General features: G+C 68.7%; 13 protein-coding genes. 10 read left to right on the forward strand and 3 right to left on the reverse strand.

The features are described 5' to 3' along the window. Positions 1-341: 341 nt before the first annotated feature. The 4 genes from lpdA (at position 342) to P5G52_RS14235 (ending at position 5,450) form a co-directional block, all read left to right on the forward strand. Positions 342-1,724, forward strand: coding sequence for a dihydrolipoyl dehydrogenase (gene lpdA, locus P5G52_RS14220; protein ID WP_301228420.1), 1,383 nt, complete (start codon positions 342-344; stop codon positions 1,722-1,724). A gap of 149 nt (positions 1,725-1,873) precedes the next feature. Beyond that, the gene (gene sucB, locus P5G52_RS14225; RefSeq protein WP_301228422.1) at positions 1,874-3,691 is read left to right on the forward strand and encodes a 2-oxoglutarate dehydrogenase, E2 component, dihydrolipoamide succinyltransferase; all 1,818 of its coding nucleotides are present in this window, start codon (positions 1,874-1,876) and stop codon (positions 3,689-3,691) included. Between the two features lie 218 nt (positions 3,692-3,909). Beyond that, on the forward strand, positions 3,910-4,341 hold the full coding sequence (locus P5G52_RS14230) for an OsmC family protein (protein WP_301228424.1): 432 nt from the start codon (positions 3,910-3,912) through the stop codon (positions 4,339-4,341). A gap of 203 nt (positions 4,342-4,544) precedes the next feature. Then, positions 4,545-5,450 carry a TIGR01777 family oxidoreductase gene (locus P5G52_RS14235; protein WP_301228426.1) on the forward strand — a complete coding sequence of 302 codons (906 nt, stop codon included), beginning with the start codon at positions 4,545-4,547 and terminating at the stop codon, positions 5,448-5,450. Positions 5,451-5,544: 94 nt separating this feature from the next. Here P5G52_RS14235 and P5G52_RS14240 read toward each other — a convergent pair whose 3' ends face one another. Next, positions 5,545-7,614 carry a protein kinase domain-containing protein gene (locus tag P5G52_RS14240; RefSeq protein ID WP_301228427.1) on the reverse strand — a complete coding sequence of 690 codons (2,070 nt, stop codon included), beginning with the start codon at positions 7,612-7,614 and terminating at the stop codon, positions 5,545-5,547. A gap of 610 nt (positions 7,615-8,224) precedes the next feature. On the opposite strand from P5G52_RS14240, the gene lipB reads away from it, so the two are divergent. From lipB to P5G52_RS14255, 3 genes are all read left to right on the forward strand, one after another. After that, positions 8,225-8,965 (forward strand): lipoyl(octanoyl) transferase LipB, encoded by a 741-nt coding sequence (lipB, locus tag P5G52_RS14245; protein ID WP_301228822.1) that lies wholly within the window; start codon positions 8,225-8,227, stop codon positions 8,963-8,965. Then, positions 8,962-9,963 (forward strand): lipoyl synthase, encoded by a 1,002-nt coding sequence (gene lipA / locus P5G52_RS14250; RefSeq protein ID WP_301228429.1) that lies wholly within the window; start codon positions 8,962-8,964, stop codon positions 9,961-9,963. Before lipB ends, lipA begins: the two co-directional genes overlap by 4 nt. Before the next feature lie 100 nt (positions 9,964-10,063). Beyond that, positions 10,064-10,816, forward strand: a complete 753-nt coding sequence (locus P5G52_RS14255) for a DUF4191 domain-containing protein (RefSeq protein ID WP_301228431.1) — start codon at positions 10,064-10,066, stop codon at positions 10,814-10,816. Between the two features lie 98 nt (positions 10,817-10,914). Here P5G52_RS14255 and P5G52_RS14260 read toward each other — a convergent pair whose 3' ends face one another. Beyond that, complete coding sequence (locus tag P5G52_RS14260; protein WP_301228432.1) at positions 10,915-11,352, reverse strand: RDD family protein; 438 nt, start codon at positions 11,350-11,352, stop codon at positions 10,915-10,917. 265 nt (positions 11,353-11,617) lie between these two features. Here P5G52_RS14260 and glnA point away from each other — a divergent pair, with 265 nt between their 5' ends. From glnA to P5G52_RS14275, 3 genes are all read left to right on the forward strand, one after another. Continuing rightward, entirely contained in the window at positions 11,618-13,042 is a 1,425-nt protein-coding gene (gene glnA, locus P5G52_RS14265; RefSeq protein ID WP_301228434.1) for a type I glutamate--ammonia ligase, read from the forward strand. 257 nt (positions 13,043-13,299) lie between these two features. Further along, positions 13,300-13,956: an HNH endonuclease family protein gene (locus P5G52_RS14270; RefSeq protein WP_301228436.1), complete on the forward strand. Its 657-nt coding sequence runs from the start codon at positions 13,300-13,302 to the stop codon at positions 13,954-13,956. A gap of 194 nt (positions 13,957-14,150) precedes the next feature. After that, positions 14,151-16,301 carry an acyltransferase family protein gene (locus P5G52_RS14275; protein WP_301228438.1) on the forward strand — a complete coding sequence of 717 codons (2,151 nt, stop codon included), beginning with the start codon at positions 14,151-14,153 and terminating at the stop codon, positions 16,299-16,301. Positions 16,302-16,326: 25 nt separating this feature from the next. Here P5G52_RS14275 and P5G52_RS14280 read toward each other — a convergent pair whose 3' ends face one another. Continuing rightward, a complete protein-coding gene (locus tag P5G52_RS14280; RefSeq protein WP_301228441.1) occupies positions 16,327-19,335 on the reverse strand; it encodes a bifunctional [glutamine synthetase] adenylyltransferase/[glutamine synthetase]-adenylyl-L-tyrosine phosphorylase in 3,009 nt (1,002 codons plus the stop codon). Between the last annotated feature and the right edge of the window lie 29 nt (positions 19,336-19,364).

The raw sequence follows: 19,364 nt of genomic DNA on the forward strand, positions 1-19,364 counted from the left end.
TCCGGGCACGGGGCGCCGTGCCACCCGGCACGGCGCCCCTTGCTCTTTCGTGCCGACCCTTCGTCCCGCCCCTTCATCCCGCGGCTCCCCTCGACTCCGCCCCTCCCCCGCTGCCTCCGCCCCGGCCGTTCCGCGTCCCGCAGGGCCCCGCGTGAGACTGAGCACATCCGGGTGCTATGGCGCGTCCCACATCCACTTCAAGTGGATGCAGGCTTCTTCTGGGGATAGGGTGAAAAACGAGATTCCAGCAAGCACCTGCGACCGCACCGCGACCGCATCAGCAATCGATTTATCAACCGACGCGCCCTGCGCGTCAACAGACCACGCGAGGGAGCGTTCAAGTGGCCGGATCGGCAACTGCGCAAGAATTCGACATCCTGGTACTCGGTGGAGGGAGCGGCGGTTACGCCGCGGCACTCCGGGCGGTGCAGCTGGGCTTCACCGTCGGGCTCATCGAGAAGGGCAAGCTCGGCGGAACCTGCCTCCACAACGGCTGCATCCCCACCAAGGCACTCCTGCACTCGGCCGAGATCGCCGACGGCGCCCGCGACTCCGAGAAGTACGGCGTGAAGGCCAGCTTCGAGTCCATCGACATGGCCGCCGTGAACGCGTACAAGGACGGCATCATCGCCGGGAAGTACCGCGGACTCCAGGGACTCATCAAGTCCAAGGGCATCACCGTCATCGAGGGTGCCGGCAAGCTCGCCTCGCAGAACACCATCGACGTCGACGGCACGGTCTACACGGGCAAGCACATCATCCTTGCGACCGGCTCCTTCTCCCGCAGCCTCCCCGGTCTCGAGATCGGCGGCAAGGTCATCACCTCCGACCAGGCACTGACGATGGACTTCGTGCCGAAGACCGCCATCATCCTCGGCGGCGGCGTCATCGGGTGCGAGTTCGCGTCCGTCTGGAAGTCCTTCGGCGTCGACGTCACGATCATCGAGGCCCTCCCCTCGCTCGTGCCGAACGAGGACGCCTCGATCGTGAAGAACTTCGAGCGCGCGTTCAAGAAGCGCGGCATCAAGTTCAACACCGGCACCCGGTTCAAGTCCGTCCAGCAGAACGACAACGGCGTCGTCGTGTCCCTCGAGGACGGCAAGACCTTCGAAGCCGACCTCATGCTCGTCGCCGTCGGCCGCGGACCCGTCACCCAGAACCTCGGATACGAGGAAGCGGGCCTCACCCTGGACCGAGGCTTCGTCATCACCAACGAGCGCCTGCACACCGGCGTCGGCAGCATCTACGCGATCGGCGACATCGTCCCCGGCCTCCAGCTGGCCCACCGCGGCTTCCAGCAGGGCATCTTCGTCGCCGAGGAGATCGCCGGCCTGAAGCCCGTCGTCGTGGCCGACCTGAACATCCCCAAGGTCACCTACAGCGATCCCGAGATCGCCTCCGTCGGCTACACCGAGAAGGCCGCCCGCGAGAAGTTCGGAGACGACCGCGTCGAGACGCACGAGTACAACCTCGCCGGCAACGGCAAGAGCTCGATCATCGGCACCGGCGGCATCGTGAAGCTCGTCCGCGAGAAGGACGGCCCGATCGTCGGAGTGCACATGCTCGGCAGCCGCATGGGCGAGCAGATCGGCGAGGCACAGCTCATCGTGAACTGGGAGGCGTACCCCGAGGACGTCGCCCCCCTCATCCACGCGCACCCCACGCAGAACGAGGCCCTCGGCGAGGCGCACCTCGCGCTCGCCGGCAAGCCGCTGCACGGCTGAGGCCGGGCACCAGCACACCACCGGCTTAGTCCACGCCCCGAGGGCGTGGACTAAGCTCGGACGCAGGAACGTCAAGCATTTCCAGCTGAACCGGCACCGCTCGTCGACCAGCTGTCAGGAACGATCTACGAAGGAGAAACGGGCGCATTATGTCTGAATCCGTGAACTTGCCCGCTCTCGGTGAAAGCGTCACCGAAGGCACCGTCACCCGCTGGCTCAAGCAGGTCGGCGACCGTGTCGAGGTCGACGAGCCCCTCCTCGAGGTCTCCACCGACAAGGTCGACACCGAGATCCCCTCGCCCATCGCGGGCGTCATCGAGGAGATCCTCGTCGCGGAGGACGAGACCGCAGAGGTCGGCGCCCCGCTCGTGCGCATCGGTGACGGCTCGGGCAGTGGCGATTCGGGCAGTGCAGCCCCCGCCGCCGCGTCGACCGAGCCCGAGCAGCCGGCCGCGCCCGCCGAAGAAGCGCCGCAGGCCGACTCAGCACCCGCCGCACCCGCAGCAAGCGATGATTCCGACGCGTCCGGTGAGGGCACCGAGGTCACACTCCCTGCGCTGGGTGAGAGTGTCACCGAGGGCACCGTCACCCGCTGGCTGAAGGCCGTCGGCGACGATGTCGAGGTCGACGAGCCCCTCCTCGAGGTCTCCACCGACAAGGTCGACACCGAGATACCCTCCCCCGTCGCGGGCAAGCTGCAGGAGATCCGCGTCAACGAGGACGAGACCGCGGAGGTCGGCGCCGTCCTCGCCGTGATCGGGTCCGGTGCAGCCGCACCGAAGAAGGTCGAAGCCGCCTCGGGTGAGCCCCTCGTCGCCGCACCCTTCGAGGAGCGCAACGACGCCCCCACGGAAAAGCCTGCCGCCAACAAGGAAGCCGGGCGGGCCTCCGGCACCTCCGAGCCCGACGACGATGCCAGCGGCGCCCCGGCCCCGCAGCCCGCCGCTGCCGAGGAGAAGCCCGCCGCTCCTGCAGAGAAGTCCTCGACGTCGGAAGACTCCGGCACCTCCGACGCCTCCGCGTATGTCACGCCCCTCGTCCGCCGCCTGGCGAACCAGAACGACGTCGATCTCTCGGCCGTCAAGGGAACCGGTGTCGGCGGCCGCATCCGCAAGCAGGACGTCCTCGAGGCCGCAGAGGCCCGGAAGGCCCAGAGCGCGGCACAGCCCGCAGCTGCGCCCCAGGCCGCGTCGGCACCCGCCGCGCCGTCCAAGCCTGCGGCTCCCGCCGTCGAGCCGTCCAAGCTCCGCGGCACGGTCGAGAAGGCACCGCGGATCCGCCAGACCATCGCGAAGCGCATGCGCGAGTCACTCGAGGTCTCCGCACAGCTCACCCAGGTGATCGAGGTCGACATGACCCGCGTCGTGAAGCTCCGTGCGGCATCCAAGGACACCTTCCAGGCACAGAACGGCGCAAAGCTCACCTTCCTCCCCTTCATCTCGAAGGCCGTCACGGAGGCGCTCAAGCAGCACCCGAAGCTGAACGCCTCCTTCGACGAGGAGAAGAAGGAAGTCACCTACCACGACGCAGAGCACCTCGCGATCGCGGTCGACACCGAGAAGGGCCTGCTCGTTCCGGTCATCAGGGATGCGGGCAACCTCAACCTGGGTGGGCTCGCCAAGAAGATCGCCGACGTCGGTGCGCGCACCCGCAACGGCCAGATCGGTCCGGACGAGCTCTCGGGCGGCACCTTCACGATCACGAACATCGGATCGGCCGGCGCCCTCTTCGACACCCCGATCATCAACCAGCCGCAGGTCGGCATCCTCGGAACCGGCATCATCGTGAAGCGCCCCGTGGTCATCACGGGGGTCGACGGAGACGACACCATCGCCATCCGCTCCATGATGTACCTGAGCCTCACGTACGATCACCGCCTCGTGGACGGCGCCGATGCAGGCCGCTTCCTGCAGACGCTGAAGGCACGCCTCGAAGGCGGCGCCTTCGAGGCCGACCTCGGCCTGTAGGTTCGCCCCGGCTTCAGCCGGCTGCACAGGAGCCGCCTCCCACTCGGGAGGCGGCTCCTCTGCGTTCGCCCACCTGTCGCGGTCGGCCGGGCCCTCCTGCTCCCCTACCACGTCCAGGGTGAGGGCCTGCAGGCGATGGAACTACGTCCTGTGGCTCCCTAGGATGGGGGTGAAGTACCGGACGCGACACCCGCGCCCGTTCGACAGCAAGGAGAACCATGGCTACCGTTCGCACAGCCCACACCGTCTGGAGTGGAGACCTCCCCTCCGGCTCAGGCCAGGTAACGCTTGATTCGTCCGGTCTCGGGACCTATGACGTCACATGGAAGGCACGCGCCGAGCAGGCCGAGGGCAAGACGAGCCCCGAGGAGCTCATCGCCGCCGCACACTCCGCCTGCTTCTCGATGGCCTTCAGCCACGCCCTGGGCGAGGAGGACAAGACCCCTGAGCGCGTCGAGACGAAGGCGGAAGTCGACTTCCAGCCGGGTACCGGTATCACGGCCATCCGCCTCACGCTCGACGCCACGGTGCCGGGCCTGTCCGAGGAGGACTTCCAGCGCGTGGCGCAGGCCGCCAAGGAGGGCTGCCCCGTGTCGCAGGCCCTCGCCGCCGTCAAGGACATCTCGCTGACCGCGACGCTCCACGGCTGACCCGCCCCACTGCACAGCCGCAGGGAAGGACTCCGGACACTCTCCGGGGTCCTTCTGCGTTCGGCAGCGGACGACAGCCGGCCGGCCAGGGGGCGCATCCCTCCGCGAACGCGACCGCCGTCCCGGATCCGGCAGCGCCCAGCGCAGCCTGCGGCGGGGACGCCCCGGTACCCTTCGCCCGGAACAAGTGGTTCGATGGATTCATGCGCATCCTCCTCGCCGGCGCGTCCGGGACCATCGGAACAGCCCTCACCCGCCAGCTCGAGAAGAACCACGAGGTCACGCGCCTCGTCCGCAGGGCGCCGAAGGGCCCCTCGGAGGTCCGCTGGAACCCGTCGGCGGGTGAACTGGATGTCGCGGCCGTCGAGCGTGCCGACGCCGTCATCAACCTGTCCGGAGCCGGCATCGCGGGCGGTCTCTGGACCAGGAGCTACAAGGAGACGCTGTACTCCTCGAGGATCCTGGCGACCCGGACCCTGGTCCAGGCGATGCGCAAGGCCGGGAACCCGCCGGAGGTCTTCATCAGCCAGTCGGCCTCCGGCTTCTACGGGGACCGGGGCGACGATGTCCTCACGGAGGGCTCGGCGTCGGGCGGGACGCTCCTCGCCGATATCTGCCGCCGGTGGGAGGCCGAAGCGTTGCGCGCTCCCGACTCCGTCCGCGTCGTGCTGCCCCGCACGGGCATCGTGATGGCCAGGGACGGCGGGGCGCTACCCAACCTCCTGATCCCCATCCGGTTCTTCGCCGGGACGTCTCTCGGCTCGGGCCGGCAGTGGTGGCCCTGGATCAGCCTGAACGACGAGGTCCGGGCCCTCGAATTCCTCCTGACCGCACCCCTTGCCGGTCCCGTCAACGTGAGCGCTCCGGCACCGGCCACCCTGGACACCATCACGCTGCAGCTCGGCAGGGCGTTCCACCGGCCCGTGTGGTTCCGTGTTCCCGCCGCCATCCTGACATCGGTCGTCGGCCAGCTCGCGTACGAACTCCTGCTCGTGAGTCAGCGCATGGAGCCCCGAGCCCTGACCGGTGCCGGCTTCGCGTTCGACGAGCCCACGCCTGAGGCACTCGCCGAGTGGGTACGCAGGACCGCCGGGTCGACCGAACGGTAGGCCACCCGGTCACGCGGCGCGACCCGACCGGCCTCTGGATCGGCCCGGGTCGTGCACCCGGCGCAGCTCGGGCACCTGCCGGTTCTGCGCCATCTCAGTCCGGAGGCGATACGACGGAGTGGATCCGCCAGGCGGAGCCGGATTTCCACAGGATGAAGATGAGCTCCTGCTGGCCCGCAGCCATCAGCGGACTCGGCTCGGCATCCGCCGGCGGTGTCGACGCCGCCCGTTCCGTGTACGACGAGAGCGCCGCCGTCGCCCGGATGAGGGACACCAGCGTGCCGACGGGTGCTCCGGTGACACCCGGGAGGCTGCCGACCGCCGGCGCCGCAACGAGGTCGGCCTCCCCCAGCACCACGGGATTCCGGATGTCGATCGACAGGTCCTGAAGGCTCCGACCGGAGTCCGCGAGCGCCGTCACGGCTTTCCGGTCGGCCGACAGCGCAGGGGATCCTTCGACGTCGACGCTCGTGAGGACGGCGGTGTCCGCCGTTCTGAAGGCTGCTGCCCGAAGATCCGCGAGGCCCCTGAGCGCGGTGACAGGATCGCCGGCCAGCAGCGCCTCGGCCGGCGGCTCGGACGGTACGCCCGCTCCCCCGGATCCTCCAGCGCCTTCCTGTCCTTCCGATCCGAAGTCGGCGCCCTCCCGGCCCGTGATCCCCTGCCCTGCTGAGGGACCGGACGCTGCGCGCGAACCGGGGCCGGGCACCGGGCCGGACCCTGCGCTCGAACCGGGGCTGGGCACCGGACCGAGGCCTGCGCTCGAACCGGATTCTGCGATCGAACCGGGGCCGGGAGGGACAGCATATGGTGCGCCGAAGCCGCCCAGCGTCACGGCGATCCCCGCAATCAGAAGCACGACGGTGGCCAGGGCTGCCGCCAGGGCAAGACCGTTCCGGGCCCGTTCACCCGGTCGGCCTGTCCTGCGACGGGCAGGGGCGCCGACCGACGTGCCGCGGGAGGGAACCGTGTGCCCGCGCGGGGGCGGTCTGCGTGCTCCTCCCGACCTTTCCTTCGTGGTGCTTCCACGGCCGCCGAGGATCCGCCTCCACCCCGACCCCGGGACGGCAGGACGAGGGCCTGCACGCCTCGTCACCAGTTCGGGAAGCACGCTGGAGTGGACTGCCGGCACGAGGTTCACGGGGTCCGGCGCAGCACTGGACAGCAGGATGCGGGCGAAGTGGTCGGCCGTGGGCCTGCGGTCCCGGGTGGAACTCAGTCCGTCCTCGATGAGCTGCATGAGCTGCTGGGGGACCTCGGGAACGATCAGGACGAGGGGTGGCCTTTGCTCCGTCGGGCCGGGAACCCTGCCCGTCAGCGCGAACCAGGACACCGCCGCGAGCGCGAAGACGTCCGCTCCGGAATCGAACGGACCACGCTGCGTCGGATCGAGGAAACCCGGCGTGCCCGCAGTGGCTCCCCTGCCGGATCCGAGGAGCCGCGCCGTTCCGAAGTCTCCGAGCAGCGGCTTGCCCTCGGCAGTGAACAGGATATTTCCAGGCGTGACGTCGCCATGCAGCGCTCCGGCGCCGTGGAGGTGGCTGAGCACCTGCGCTATGGGCACGAGAACCGTGACGACTTCCGGGATGGGAAGCGGGCCCCTGCTGCTGACGAGGCCCAGCAGGGAACCGCCCGGTGCCAGGTCCATCAGCATGCCCGGCCCCTGGTCGGTCCGGACCATCCGGTGCACCCTGACGAGATGTTCATGGGCGAACCGCTGGAGGAGCCGGAGCTCCCGCACCATGTCCTCCTCCCCGACTCCCGGGTCCGGCCGCTCCCTGCCCGCCGTCTGGAGCTGTTCCGCCGCCGATGCGACAGCAGGAGGTTCCGAGGCGGATGATCCGGTGAGGGTCTGCGCAGCACGACGGCCCCGCCCGGCGGGTGGCCCGCCCACGGTACGATCCGATGCGCCCTCGCCCGCCCGGCACGGACCCGCCACCTTGAGGGCGAACCGCTGTCCGCCGTCGTCCGTCACCAGCCAGACGGCGGAGGACCCGCCCCTGCCGAGGAGCCGTCCCACGCGCAGCCCCTGCACCACAGGCGGTGGCACGTCCTCGGCGGAGGAACCGGACGGTAGTGGGCCGGACGGAGCATCCGGCAGGACCCCGCCCGGGGCAGTCCCCCGGTGATCCCCCGCGGGCAGTGATGGTGCGGCGTCGCTCATGCATCAGTTCTAGGCCACCGGAGCAGGGGGTCCGGCGTTATCCACAGGGCCTCCCGCAACTACTCCCGACCCCGTTGCTTTCTTCGAACATGCGTTCTATTTTTAACCCTCAGGCATCGACGAGACAGGCAGCGTCATGAAGACCATCCCCGACACGACCGGCCCCTGGCAGCCATGCGACGAAGCGGTCGCGCTCACCTTCGAGGAGACCGGCGGAACGCCCGCGCCCTCCTGCCTGCGCTGGCGCGGGTCGCTCTGGCGCGTCGTCGGACACAGCCGTCACTGGTCCACGTGGCACGCACTGCCCGTGGCGCCCCTCTCCGCAGGCGAGGGGCCGACGACGCGGGGCCTCAGGGCCGACTTCTGGCGATTCCGGGCACAGGCTGATCCGGTCTCGCCCGTGGCGTGCTTCGAAGTACGGCGGGCCGACCGGGGATGGCGCCTGGTCCGGCGCGACGCGACGCTCGACGTCCCTGGGCAGTTCGACACCCCTCGACAGATCGACGCCGCTGAGCAGTACGGCGAGGCAGCGCCGTACTGCTCAGCGGAGCGTACGGAACCAGGCGGAACCGGTGGAAAGGAACGTCACGGACGGGACTACGATTGCTCCATGACTCTTGTGCTGTCGCGCGTCGGCCTCGCTCCCGATTACATCGAGTACACGCAGGGGTGGGAGATGCAGAAAGACCTGCACGCGAAGGTGGTCGACGGCGCCGCGCCCAGTACGGTCCTCCTGCTCGAGCACACTCCCGTGTATACCGCGGGCAAGCGCACGGAGGACCACGAGCGCCCCTTCGACGGCACGCCCGTCGTCCCCGTGGACCGCGGCGGGAAGCTCACATGGCACGGGCCCGGACAGCTGGTGGGATACCCGATCCTCGCCCTGCGGAATCCTGCACGCGTCGCGGACTACGTCCATACCCTCGAGGAAGTCATCATCACCGCCCTCCGCCACTTCGGCATCGACGGCATCCGGATCGACGGCCGGTCCGGCGTCTGGCTGGCGGCAACGAATGACCGGCCCGCGCGGAAGATCGCCGCGATCGGCATCCGCGTGAGGAATCGGGTCACGATGCACGGTTTCGCCGTCAACTGCAGCAACGACCTCGCGCCATTCCAGCAGATCGTTCCCTGCGGCATCAGTGATGCCGGAGTCACGTCCATCTCCGCCGAGTGCGGCCGGACCGTGCCTCCCGCGGACGTCGTTTCGCTTATCGAGGCCGAACTGCGCAAGAATGAGGCGTTGCTGGTGGCCGAGCACGACGCCGCCTCAGCCCAGATCGGCGCCGCCGGCACTGCCGCCACCTCCGGCGCCACCCATGGCATCCAGCCAGAAGGAGCTTTACTGTGAGCCTTGCCCCCGAGGGCCGCCGCCTGCTGCGCGTCGAGGCGCGCAATGCCGAGACGCCGGTCGAGCGCAAGCCGGACTGGATCAAGGCCAAGGTCAACATCGGACCCGAGTTCGTCGCGATGAAGAACCTGGTGAAGAAGGAGGGCCTGCACACCGTCTGCGAAGAGGCGGGGTGCCCCAACATCTTCGAGTGCTGGGAGGACCGTGAGGCCACCTTCCTCATCGGCGGCTCCGAGTGCACCCGCCGGTGCGACTTCTGCCAGATCGACACGGGCAAGCCGCAGCCGCTGGACCGCAGCGAGCCCTTCAAAGTCGCCCAGTCGGTGAAGTCCATGAACCTGCGCTACGCGACGGTCACCGGCGTCGCCCGCGACGACCTCGCCGACGAGGGAGTCTGGCTCTACGCCGAGACCATCCGCCAGATCCACAGCATGAACCCCGGCACGGGCGTCGAGATCCTGATCCCCGACTTCTCCGGGCGCCCCGAACACATCGCCGCGATCTGCGATGCCGCCCCGGAGGTGTTCGCACACAATGTGGAGACGGTGCCGCGCATCTTCAAGCGCATCCGTCCGGCCTTCCGCTACGAGCGCTCACTCGACGTCATCACCCAGGGGCGGGACCGTGGCATGGTCACGAAGTCCAACCTCATCCTCGGCATGGGCGAGACGCGCGAGGAGATCTCCGAGGCCCTCCGGGACCTGCATGCCGCAGGGTGCGACCTCATCACGATCACCCAGTACCTGCGCCCCAGCGAACGACACCTCCCCGTCGACCGCTGGGTGAAGCCCGGCGAGTTCGTCGAACTGAGCGAAGAGGCGGAAGAGATCGGCTTCCTCGGCGTCATGAGCGGCCCGCTCGTGCGCTCGTCCTATCGGGCGGGCCGCCTCTGGGCGCGCGCCATGCGGAAGAAGGGCCTCGAGCTGCCCCCCGAACTCGCGCACCTCGACGAATCCGGCTCAGCCTCCCAGGAAGCGACCTCGCTCCTCGCGGGCTGACGCAGGTACCGTCCCGGCGGCTACCTCCGCCCGCGGAACCGCAGCACGTCGTCGGTGAACCGGCGGTCATCCTGATCTCATCCCGTAGAATCGAAGTACTATGTCGCACGCAATCGATCCTTCAGGCTCCCCCACGCCCAAACGCCGCCTCTTCTCGCGTAAGCCGAAAGCCGGGGCTGCGCCGAAGCAGACCGGGCGGATGAAGCAGGTTGTCGAAGTCTTCAAGATGACGCGGCGCAACGATCCCAGCGCCGTCTGGTTCATGCTGCTGGCGTTCGTCGGGATCATTGCACTGGGCCTGCTCGTCGGACTCCTGATCAACAACGTCATCACGCTGATGATCATCGCGGTCCCGCTGGCCGTCCTTGCGGCCATCTTCATCCTGTCCCGCCGGGCCGAACGCGCGGCGTTCTCCCAGATCGAGGGAAAGCCCGGCGCTGCCGGCGCCGCGCTGAGCGTCCTTCGCCGCGGGTGGATCCTGCAGGAGCAGCCGGTCGCGGTGAACCCGCGGACGCAGGACGCCGTGTTCCGGATCATCGGCCGGCCGGGCGTCGTGCTCGTGTCCGAGGGCCCCTCCACGCGGGTCAAGCAGCTCCTCGATGGTGAGAAGCGCAAGATGGCGCGGATCATCCCGAACGTGCCGGTGCACGTGATCGAGACGGGCCGCGGGGACCGCCAGGTACCCCTCTCCAAGGTCCCGAAGACCGTGCAGAAGCTGAAGAAGACGCTGACGAAGCAGGAGGTCCACGCGGTCGACAAGCGCCTGTCCGCACTGGGCACCAAGCTTCCGATCCCCAAGGGCGTGGACCCCTTCAAGGCCCGCCCCGACCGCAAGGCGATGCGCGGGCGCTGACTCCAGGCCGCGTGACCACAAGAGCCCCTCCCGACGACGGGAGGGGCTCTTCGCGTTGCGGGATCTGTTGCCCGGTCCCCCGCCGGAGTGCAGCAGTGCTAGATACGGAACAGGCCGGTGTTCCGGGCCCGGTCGTGGAGACCGCGCTGGTCGGCGTCGATGATGAAGGCCGGGATGACGAGGCAGACGAGCACACTGCGGACGATGGCCGTCAGGTAACCGGCCGGTCTGCCGTCGAGCGTCTGCACCTGCATCCGCAGGAGTCGGTGCCCGATGCTGTAGCCGAAGAAACCCACGAACAGGATCTGCTCCACGAGGAAGATGTACAGCGTCGCGAAGCCGTCGTAGTCGAAGAACGCGGCGGAGATCAGCGAGCAGAGAACCCAGTCGATCAGGAGCGCAGCGGCCCTGGGCCCGAAACGGGCGAGGGATCCGGGTCCGGACTCGGGCCGGCCGAGTCGCTGTCCCGGCCATTGCTGATCGCCCGACGGCGGCGGGCCTTCCATCCACGAACCGATGTTCTTCCTGTTCACCACGCCCCAAGCCTACCCGCGCGGTGTCAGGCTCCGGTCCGACCGTATTATGCCGTCGCGCTCCCGGGGGCGCTAGGGTGGGAGGCGCAGTTCACGTCCTGTAACGTCCCGGAAACAAAGACGACACCAGCGGGAAACTGCCTGCTCATACAGTTGGGACGAGTCGGCGGTAGCGTACCAGCCTGCCAGAGCCCGTGACATACCGTGCGGCGCAGGGACACGCGCTGGCGCCGGTTTTCCCCCAGCCATGCGTTAGGAGCATGAATCGATGTTTAAGAATGCGGACGAGGTCCTCAAGTTCATCGCCGACGAAGACATCAGGTTTGTCGATGTCCGGTTCACCGACCTCCCGGGAGTGCAGCAGCACTTCAACGTTCCCGCCAAGTCGGTCGACGCGGACTTCTTCGTGCACGGCCAGCTCTTCGATGGATCCTCCATCCGCGGCTTCCAGGGCATCGCGGAGTCGGACATGCAGCTCATCCCGGATGTGACGACGGCGTTCATCGATCCTTTCCGGACCGAGAAGACCCTCGCGCTGAACTTCTCCATCGTCAACCCCCGCACGGGCGATCCCTACCACCGCGATCCCCGCAGTGTCGCAGAGCGCGCCGAGGCGTACCTCTCCTCCACCGGCATCGCGGACACGGCGTTCTTCGCCCCCGAGGCGGAATTCTTCATCTTCGACAACGTCCAGTACGAGTCCTCCCCGCAGGGGAGCTTCTACAAGGTCGACTCGATCGAGGCTCCGTGGAACAGCGGGCGCGAGGAAGTCGGCGGCAACCTCGGCAACAAGACCCCGTTCAAGGGCGGCTATTTCCCGGTTTCCCCCGTGGACAAGCAGGCCGACCTGCGCGACGCGATCTGTGTCGAGCTGGACAAGGCCGGCCTCGAGGTCGAGCGTTCGCACCACGAGGTCGGCGGTGCAGGCCAGGCCGAGATCAACTACAAGTTCACGACCATGACGCACGCTGCGGACGACCTGCAGAAGTTCAAGTACATCGTGAAGAACGTCTCCGACGCCTGGGGCAAGTCCGCAACCTTCATGCCGAAGCCGGTCTTCGGTGAGAACGGCTCCGGCATGCACTGCCACCAGTCGCTGTGGAGCAACGGGCAGCCGCTGTTCTACGACGAGCGCGGCTACGCCGGCTTGTCGGACATGGCCCGCTGGTACATCGGCGGCCTGCTGAAGCACGCCTCCGCCGTCCTGGCCTTCACCAACCCGACGGTGAACTCCTACCGTCGCCTGGTCAAGGGCTTCGAAGCCCCGGTCAATATGGTCTACTCGCAGGGGAACCGCTCCGCCGGTATCCGTATCCCGATCACCGGATCGAACCCCAAGGCCAAGCGCATCGAGTTCCGCGCGCCGGACCCGTCGTCGAACCCCTACCTGGCCTTCGCTGCGCAGCTCATGGCAGGCCTCGACGGGATCAAGAACCGCATCGAGCCCGCCGAGCCCATCGACAAGGACCTCTACGAGCTCCCCGCCGAGGAAGCCAAGGACATCCAGAAGGCTCCCGGGTCGCTCGAGGAGGCCCTGCTGGCCCTCGAAGCCGACAACGAGTTCCTGCAAGCCGGTGATGTCTTCACGCAGGACCTGATCGACACCTGGATCGCCTACAAGCGCGAGGTCGAGATCCTGCCGCTGTCGATGCGCCCGAACCCCTACGAGTTCGAGCTCTACTACGGCGTCTAGCAGCAGAACGGGTCGAAAGCGGGGTCAGTCCGCCTCCGGCCCGGACACCTGTGCGGAGGGTTCCTCGGATGACATCCGAGGGACCCTCCGTTCGTCGTTCCCCCCTTACCCGGCGAGGAGGTGTGCGGGACATCCCCGTCAGACGCAGGGTTGGCTGAATTTCAGCCAAGGTCCGGCACGCCGGCCTCGGATGTGTGACAGATCGTGCAAAAGTTTGGTTGGCGTTCAAAAGGGGACGCCGTCATCCGAGGGAACACATGAAGATTACATCCGGGCTCATCGCCGTCCTGACAGCCGGACTCCTGTTCACCGGCCTCGCCGCTCCTGCAGAGGCAGGGGTCACCTACGTGACAAATCTCCGTGCAGCCGCGCGCGCTCTGCCCCTCGCGGTCGAGAACAACGCCGGCTACGACCGGGCCCGCTATTTCGGCGACTGGAAAGACGCCGACGGCGACTGCCAGAACACCCGGGCCGAAGTACTCGTCGCGGAGACCAAGGCCGCGATGACCTACACATCGACCCGTCGCTGCACGGTTGCAACGGGGCGCTGGGTGACGACGTTCGACAACAAGATCCACACCTCCGCGACCACCGTGCAGATCGACCACACGGTGCCCGTGGCCGAGGCCTGGGGATCCGGGGCGAGGAACTGGACCCAGACCCGTCGCGTGGCGTTCTACAACGACATCGGTTACGCCGGCGCCCTCGAAGCCCAGACGACCCTCCTGAACCAGCAGAAGCAGGCGAAGGGGCCGGAGGACTGGATGCCGCCGGCCAACAGGTGTGCCTACCTGGCGCGATGGGTGACAGTGAAGTCCCGCTGGGGCATGACCGTGGACTCCCGTGAGAAGGCGGCCCTGGTCCGGATCGCTGACGCGTGCCCCGTTCTGCAGCTGACCATCACGAAGTCCTGACGCAGGTCCCGTCCTGCAGCAACCCGGTGAAGGCGTTCCCTGTCCTCCCCGGGTTGTTGCCGAACGCCTCCGACTGCCCGTGTCGAAAGCGCTACCAGCTCCTCCCCCTTCTATACTCGTCAAGGCCGTGAATGTCCTTGATCAACGCCACCGAATCTGGGCGAGGTGTTTCTCGCGGCGTCTCAGGAGGACCGATGACCTATACCGACACGGCTGCCCCACCGGCCCAGCCGCTCCACGGCGACCCCTCGACCGCCCCGAGGGCGACGAAGGCGGCGCCGCGTAGGGACATCCAGGCCCTGCGAGCCCTCGCCGTCTCCTTCGTCGTCGTGAACCACGCCGCGCCGGACCTGCTGCCCGGTGGTTATGTCGGTGTCGACATCTTCTTCGTCATCTCCGGCTTTCTCATCACGAAGCACCTCCTGGGTGAGCTGGAACGCACCGGACGGATACGCTTCGGATCCTTCTACGCCCGGCGTGCGGCCCGCCTCCTGCCGGCGGCCCTCGTCGTGTCCCTGGTCTCGCTCGTCACCGCCTGGATCGTCCTCCCGTTCAGCCGCTGGGCCGGTCTCGCGCAGGAGACCCTGGCGGCGAATCTCTACGTCGAAAACTGGATCCTGGCGCTGAAATCCGTGGACTACTCCGCGCAGACCGAATCCGCATCCACCGTCCAGCACTACTGGTCGCTGTCGGTCGAGGAGCAGTTCTACCTCGTCTGGCCCGTCCTCCTCGTCGTCACGTTCACCCTCGCCCGCCGACAGCGGATCCGCCGCCGCGCCCTGCTCGCGCTGGTCCTGGGCGCCGCGTTCATCCTCTCCCTCCTCCTGTGCATCTACATGACGTTGGCGAGCAGGAACGCCGCCTACTTCGTGACTCCGGTGCGGGCATGGGAATTCGCGGCTGGATCGCTCATCGCGGTGCAGGCCATGAGGAGCCGAAGTGCCCTCCCTACCCGGCACTCCCTCGCGGGTATCGCGCAGGTGCTGGGATACGCGCTCATCCTGCTCTCCGCCGTCGGGTTCTCGGAGCGCACGCTCTTCCCCGGCTATTTCGCACTGATCCCCGTCGTCGGCACGGTCCTGGTCATCGTCTCCGGCCCGGCCTCCCCCTACTGGTCCCCGAACGCACTCCTGGCGGCACGACCGGTGCAGTTACTCGGGGACATCTCCTACTCGCTCTACCTGTGGCACTGGCCCATGCTGCTCCTCGTGCCCGCCGCTCTCGGGCGGGAGCTCCGGCCGATCGACATGGCGTTCCTCCTGGTAGGGGCCCTCGTGCTCGCCTTCACCAGCAAGAAGCTGATCGAGGACCCGGGCAGGACGTCGCTGCTGCGCCGCTACGGCGTCCGCAGGAGTCTGGTCCTGTTGCTGTCGGTCATGCTGGCCATGGTCCTCCTCGCGACCGCCATGATGGTCGCGGCCGGTGCCGCCGGGAATCGCCAGCAGGCGGCCCTCGACGCGATCTCGGGCGGTCCCTGTTTCGGCGCCAAGAGCCTCTCGAACGCCGAGTGCGGTGATCCCTTCGGTCCACCAGCGCTACCCCAGGTCGGACCGGACGAGGCACCCTGGTTCACCGGCGAGGAGTGCGTCGAAGCGAGCGACCCGATCATGGTGAGCGGTGGAGCCCGCCTGAGTACATGTGACTTCGCGGGCTCGGACGAGGCCTCGGGTGAAGCGTGGCTCGTCGGCGACTCGCACGCCGAGCACTGGAAGACCGCGCTCTACGGGCTGGCCCGGGAGTCCCGGTGGCACCTCCAGGAGAGCCTGGTCGGCGGGTGCCCGTACGTCGGCGTGCGCCGGACGGAGTTCAACGGGAAGCAGTCGGCCAGGTCGTCGCAGGACGCCTGCCTCGGGTGGAGCCAGGCGGTGTCCGACCGCATCGTCGCGGAGAAGCCGGATCTGGTCTTCGTCTCGGCGTTCGGCGCGCGCGAGGTGATCGACGACGGCTCCGGACGGGACCAGGCCAGCCAGTACAGGGACGCCTTCGCCGCGCGCATCAGCACCTGGATCGACGCCGGTGTGCGTGTCTACGTCCTGCGGGACACCCCCCTCACGCTCGACGCGATCGGCCCCGACTGCCTCGCGGCCCACGCCTCCTCGCCCCGAACCTGCTCGCTCCCTTCGGAGGAGGCCGTTGCCGCCGACCCGCTCGCCGAGGCCGCCCTGGCGATGGACTCGCCGATGGTGAAGGTCCTCGACCTGCAGGACCAGTTCTGCCCGGGCGGACGCTGCTATTCGGTGGTCGGCGGAGTGCATGTGTACTTCGACTCCAACCACGTGACCAGCACCTACATGCGGTCCCTCACGCCGGTCCTCGCCCAGCGCTTCGACGACGCCAACGGGTGAGCGGCGGGAGCCGTACCAGGAGGGCCTAGTACCCGTAGAAGTGCCGCTCGAAGATGGCACGGCTCCGGCGTGTCATGCGGAGGTAGTCCTCCTCGAGGTCCGATCCGCTGCCCGGACCGTACCCGCACCACCGGGCGACGGCTTCCAGGTCCCGGCGCGGAGCCGGCAGCAGGTCCGAACCACGTCCGCTCCAGATGACGTTCGCCCCGCGGATGCGGGTGGCGAGGCTCCAGCTCCCCCGCAGCGTGGCGACGTCCTCCGCGGGGAGCAGGCCCTCCGCCTCGATCACGTCCAGCGCGGCGAGCGTGGACTGCACCCGCAGGGCGGGGACCGCGGAGGCATGCTGCAGCTGGAGCAGCTGTACGAGCCATTCGACGTCGCTGAGTGCGCCCCGCCCCAGCTTGAGGTGCCTCGAGGGGTCGGCTCCGCGCGGAAGCCGCTCCGACTCGACACGCGCCTTGATCCGCCGGATCTCGCGGACGTCCGGCTCGCCGAGCTCCCGCGGGTACCGCACCGGGTCGATGAGATCGATGAATTCCGCGGCGAGCCCGTCGTCGCCCGCGAGGGGACGGGCCCGCAGGAGGGCCTGCGCCTCCCAGACGAGGGACCAGCGCCGGTAGTACTCGCGGTAGGAGCCGATGGACCGCACCATCGCCCCCTGCTTGCCCTCCGGCCGGAGCGCCGCGTCGATTTCCAGGACCCGCTCGGCCAGGACCGGCGGCTTGCAGGGCTGGGTGAGCAGTGCAGCCATGCGGGACACCAGGGCCTCAGCCTGCTTCTGCGCCGCTGCCTCGTCGGCCCCCGGGAACGGCCGGTGCACGTAGATCACGTCCGCATCGGAGCCGTAGGTGATTTCCCGGCCGCCCTGGCGTCCCATCGCCATCACGACGACGTCGGTGAGCTGCTCCTCCTGACCGAACACCTGGCTCTCCGCCACGTGCAGCGCGCCGAGGATGGCCGCACGGTCCGCGTCGGCGAGAGCCTCCCCCACCTCCGCCTGGGACAGGAGGTTGGAGCTGTCGGCGATGGCGATGCGCAGCAGCTCCCGGCGGCGGATCAGACGGATCAGGCGGATGGCTTCGCCGGGCTCCGGGTGCCGCGACATCTTCGACTGGATCTCCTGCCACTGGGCGTCGAAGGTCTCCGGCACCAGCGCCGCGTCGGATCCGAGCCACTGTGTCGACTCCGGCGACACCTCCAGGAGGTCGGTGATGAACCGGCTGCTCGACAGGACGGCGCACAGCCTCTCCGCGGCGGCATTGGAGTCCCGGAGCATGCCCAGATACCAGTGGCTGTCACCGAGGGATTCGCTGAGCCGGCGGAACCCGAGCAGGCCGGCATCGGGGTCGACGCCGTCCGCGAACCAGCCCAGGAGGATGGGCAACAGCTGCTTCTGCAGCATGGCGCGGCGCCGCAGGCCGCCGGTCAGTGCCTCGATGTGGCGCATGGCCCCGCGCGGGTCCTGGTAGCCGAGGGCGGCGAGGCGGGCCTGCGCGGCCTCGGCCGTGAGCTGGACGTCCTCGGGCTGCAGCGTTGCCGCGTTGTTGAGCAGGGGCCGGTAGAAGATCGACTCGTGGAGCCGCTTGACGAGCCTCCGGGTCCGCTGCCACTTGTCGACGAGGCTCTGCGCGCTCGGTCTCACTGTGACCATGCAGCCCTCGGAGGACCGGGCGAGCGCGCGCAGGGCGGAGTTGTCCTCCGGCATGAGGTGCGTCCGGCGCATCTGCGTCAGCTGGATCCGGTGCTCGAGGACCCGCAGGTAGCGGTAGGAGTCGTCGAGGTCCAGCGCGTCCGAACGACCGATGTATCCGCCGGAGCTGAGCGCACCGATCGCGGTCACCGTATCCCTCACGCGGAGGGATTCGTCGAGCCTCCCGTGGACGAGCTGCAGCAGTTGGACGGTGAACTCGACGTCCCGCAGGCCTCCCGGTCCGAGCTTGAGCTGGCGTGCTTCCTCGTCGCGCGGGATGTTGTCGGTGACGCGGCGGCGCATGGCCCTCACCGCCTCGACGAACCCCTCGCGCTGCGAGGACGCCCAGACGAACGGGGCGATGGCCGCCTCGTAGCGCCGGCCGAGGTCAGGATCCCCTGCGACGGCCCGGGCCTTGAGGAGCGCCTGGAACTCCCACGTCCTGGCCCACCTCTCGTAGTAGGACACGTGGGACTGCAGTGTCCGTACGAGCTGCCCGTCCTTGCCCTCGGGCCTCAGGTTCGCATCGACCTCCCACAGGGCGGGTTCCGGCCCCGGCGAGTACACCCCGCGGGACATGCCGGAGGCCAGGCCCGTCCCGATCCTGGTGAGCAGCGTGTCGTCGAGATCCTCGCCCTCCACGACGTAGACGACGTCGACGTCGGAGATGTAGTTCAGCTCCCGCGCACCGCACTTCCCCATGGCGATCACGGCGAGCTTCACCCGGGCCACGACGTCGGGCCCGTACACCTCCCCCAGTTCGGCGCGGGCGACGGCGAGGGAGGCTTCCAGGGCGGCGGCTGCGAGGTCCGCGAGTTCGCGGGCGACGACGGGCAGGTAGTCGACGGGCGCGCGGTGGCAGAGGTCGCGGACCGCAAGGTCCGTCAGAAGGCGTCGATAGGTCACGCGGAGCCTCTGGTACGCGTCCACACCGAGCCTGCCGGCCACCGGGTTCGCATCGGCGGGTTCGGCGTCGACCGACCGCAGCAGCAGCGCCCGGAGGTCGCCTGGTGCCACGTCCGGGAGGGTCGCAGGACTCGGGCGGACGACGTCGAGGTGCTCGGGGTGGCGCATGAGGAACTCGCCGAGCGCCTCGGACGCTCCCAGCAGCCGGAAGAGGGGGCCGCGCCGACCCTCGTCGGAGAAGGCCGCCAGCGACACCTTGCGGTTGACGGCAAGGAGGCGGACGAGGGACTGCAGCGCCAGGTCCGGGTTCGCGGCGGCGGCGATCCCTCCGAACAGGGCGTCGTCGTTCAGCCCCTGCAGCTCGGGCGCATCCAGGAAGCGCCTGCTCTTCTCCAGGTCCGTGAAGCCGTAACTGATCAGCTTGCGGGTAAGGCTCATGGGCCAACCCTAGCCAAGCGCCGGAGATG

The organism is Arthrobacter burdickii (assembly GCF_030433645.1).
Taxonomy (GTDB): Bacteria; Actinomycetota; Actinomycetes; order Actinomycetales; family Micrococcaceae; genus Arthrobacter_D; species Arthrobacter_D burdickii.

Excerpts from the sequence above, each read along its gene's own strand:
- sucB (WP_301228422.1), top strand. The coding sequence starts at position 1,874 with ATGTCTGAATCCGTGAACTTGCCCGCTCTCGGTGAAAGCGTCACCGAA.
- P5G52_RS14230 (WP_301228424.1), top strand. The coding sequence starts at position 3,910 with ATGGCTACCGTTCGCACAGCCCACACCGTCTGGAGTGGAGACCTCCCC.
- P5G52_RS14235 (WP_301228426.1), top strand. The coding sequence starts at position 4,545 with ATGCGCATCCTCCTCGCCGGCGCGTCCGGGACCATCGGAACAGCCCTC.
- P5G52_RS14240 (WP_301228427.1), bottom strand. The coding sequence starts at position 7,614 with ATGAGCGACGCCGCACCATCACTGCCCGCGGGGGATCACCGGGGGACT.
- lipB (WP_301228822.1), top strand. The coding sequence starts at position 8,225 with ATGACTCTTGTGCTGTCGCGCGTCGGCCTCGCTCCCGATTACATCGAG.
- P5G52_RS14255 (WP_301228431.1), top strand. The coding sequence starts at position 10,064 with ATGTCGCACGCAATCGATCCTTCAGGCTCCCCCACGCCCAAACGCCGC.
- glnA (WP_301228434.1), top strand. The coding sequence starts at position 11,618 with ATGTTTAAGAATGCGGACGAGGTCCTCAAGTTCATCGCCGACGAAGAC.
- P5G52_RS14270 (WP_301228436.1), top strand. The coding sequence starts at position 13,300 with ATGAAGATTACATCCGGGCTCATCGCCGTCCTGACAGCCGGACTCCTG.
- P5G52_RS14275 (WP_301228438.1), top strand. The coding sequence starts at position 14,151 with ATGACCTATACCGACACGGCTGCCCCACCGGCCCAGCCGCTCCACGGC.
- P5G52_RS14280 (WP_301228441.1), bottom strand. The coding sequence starts at position 19,335 with ATGAGCCTTACCCGCAAGCTGATCAGTTACGGCTTCACGGACCTGGAG.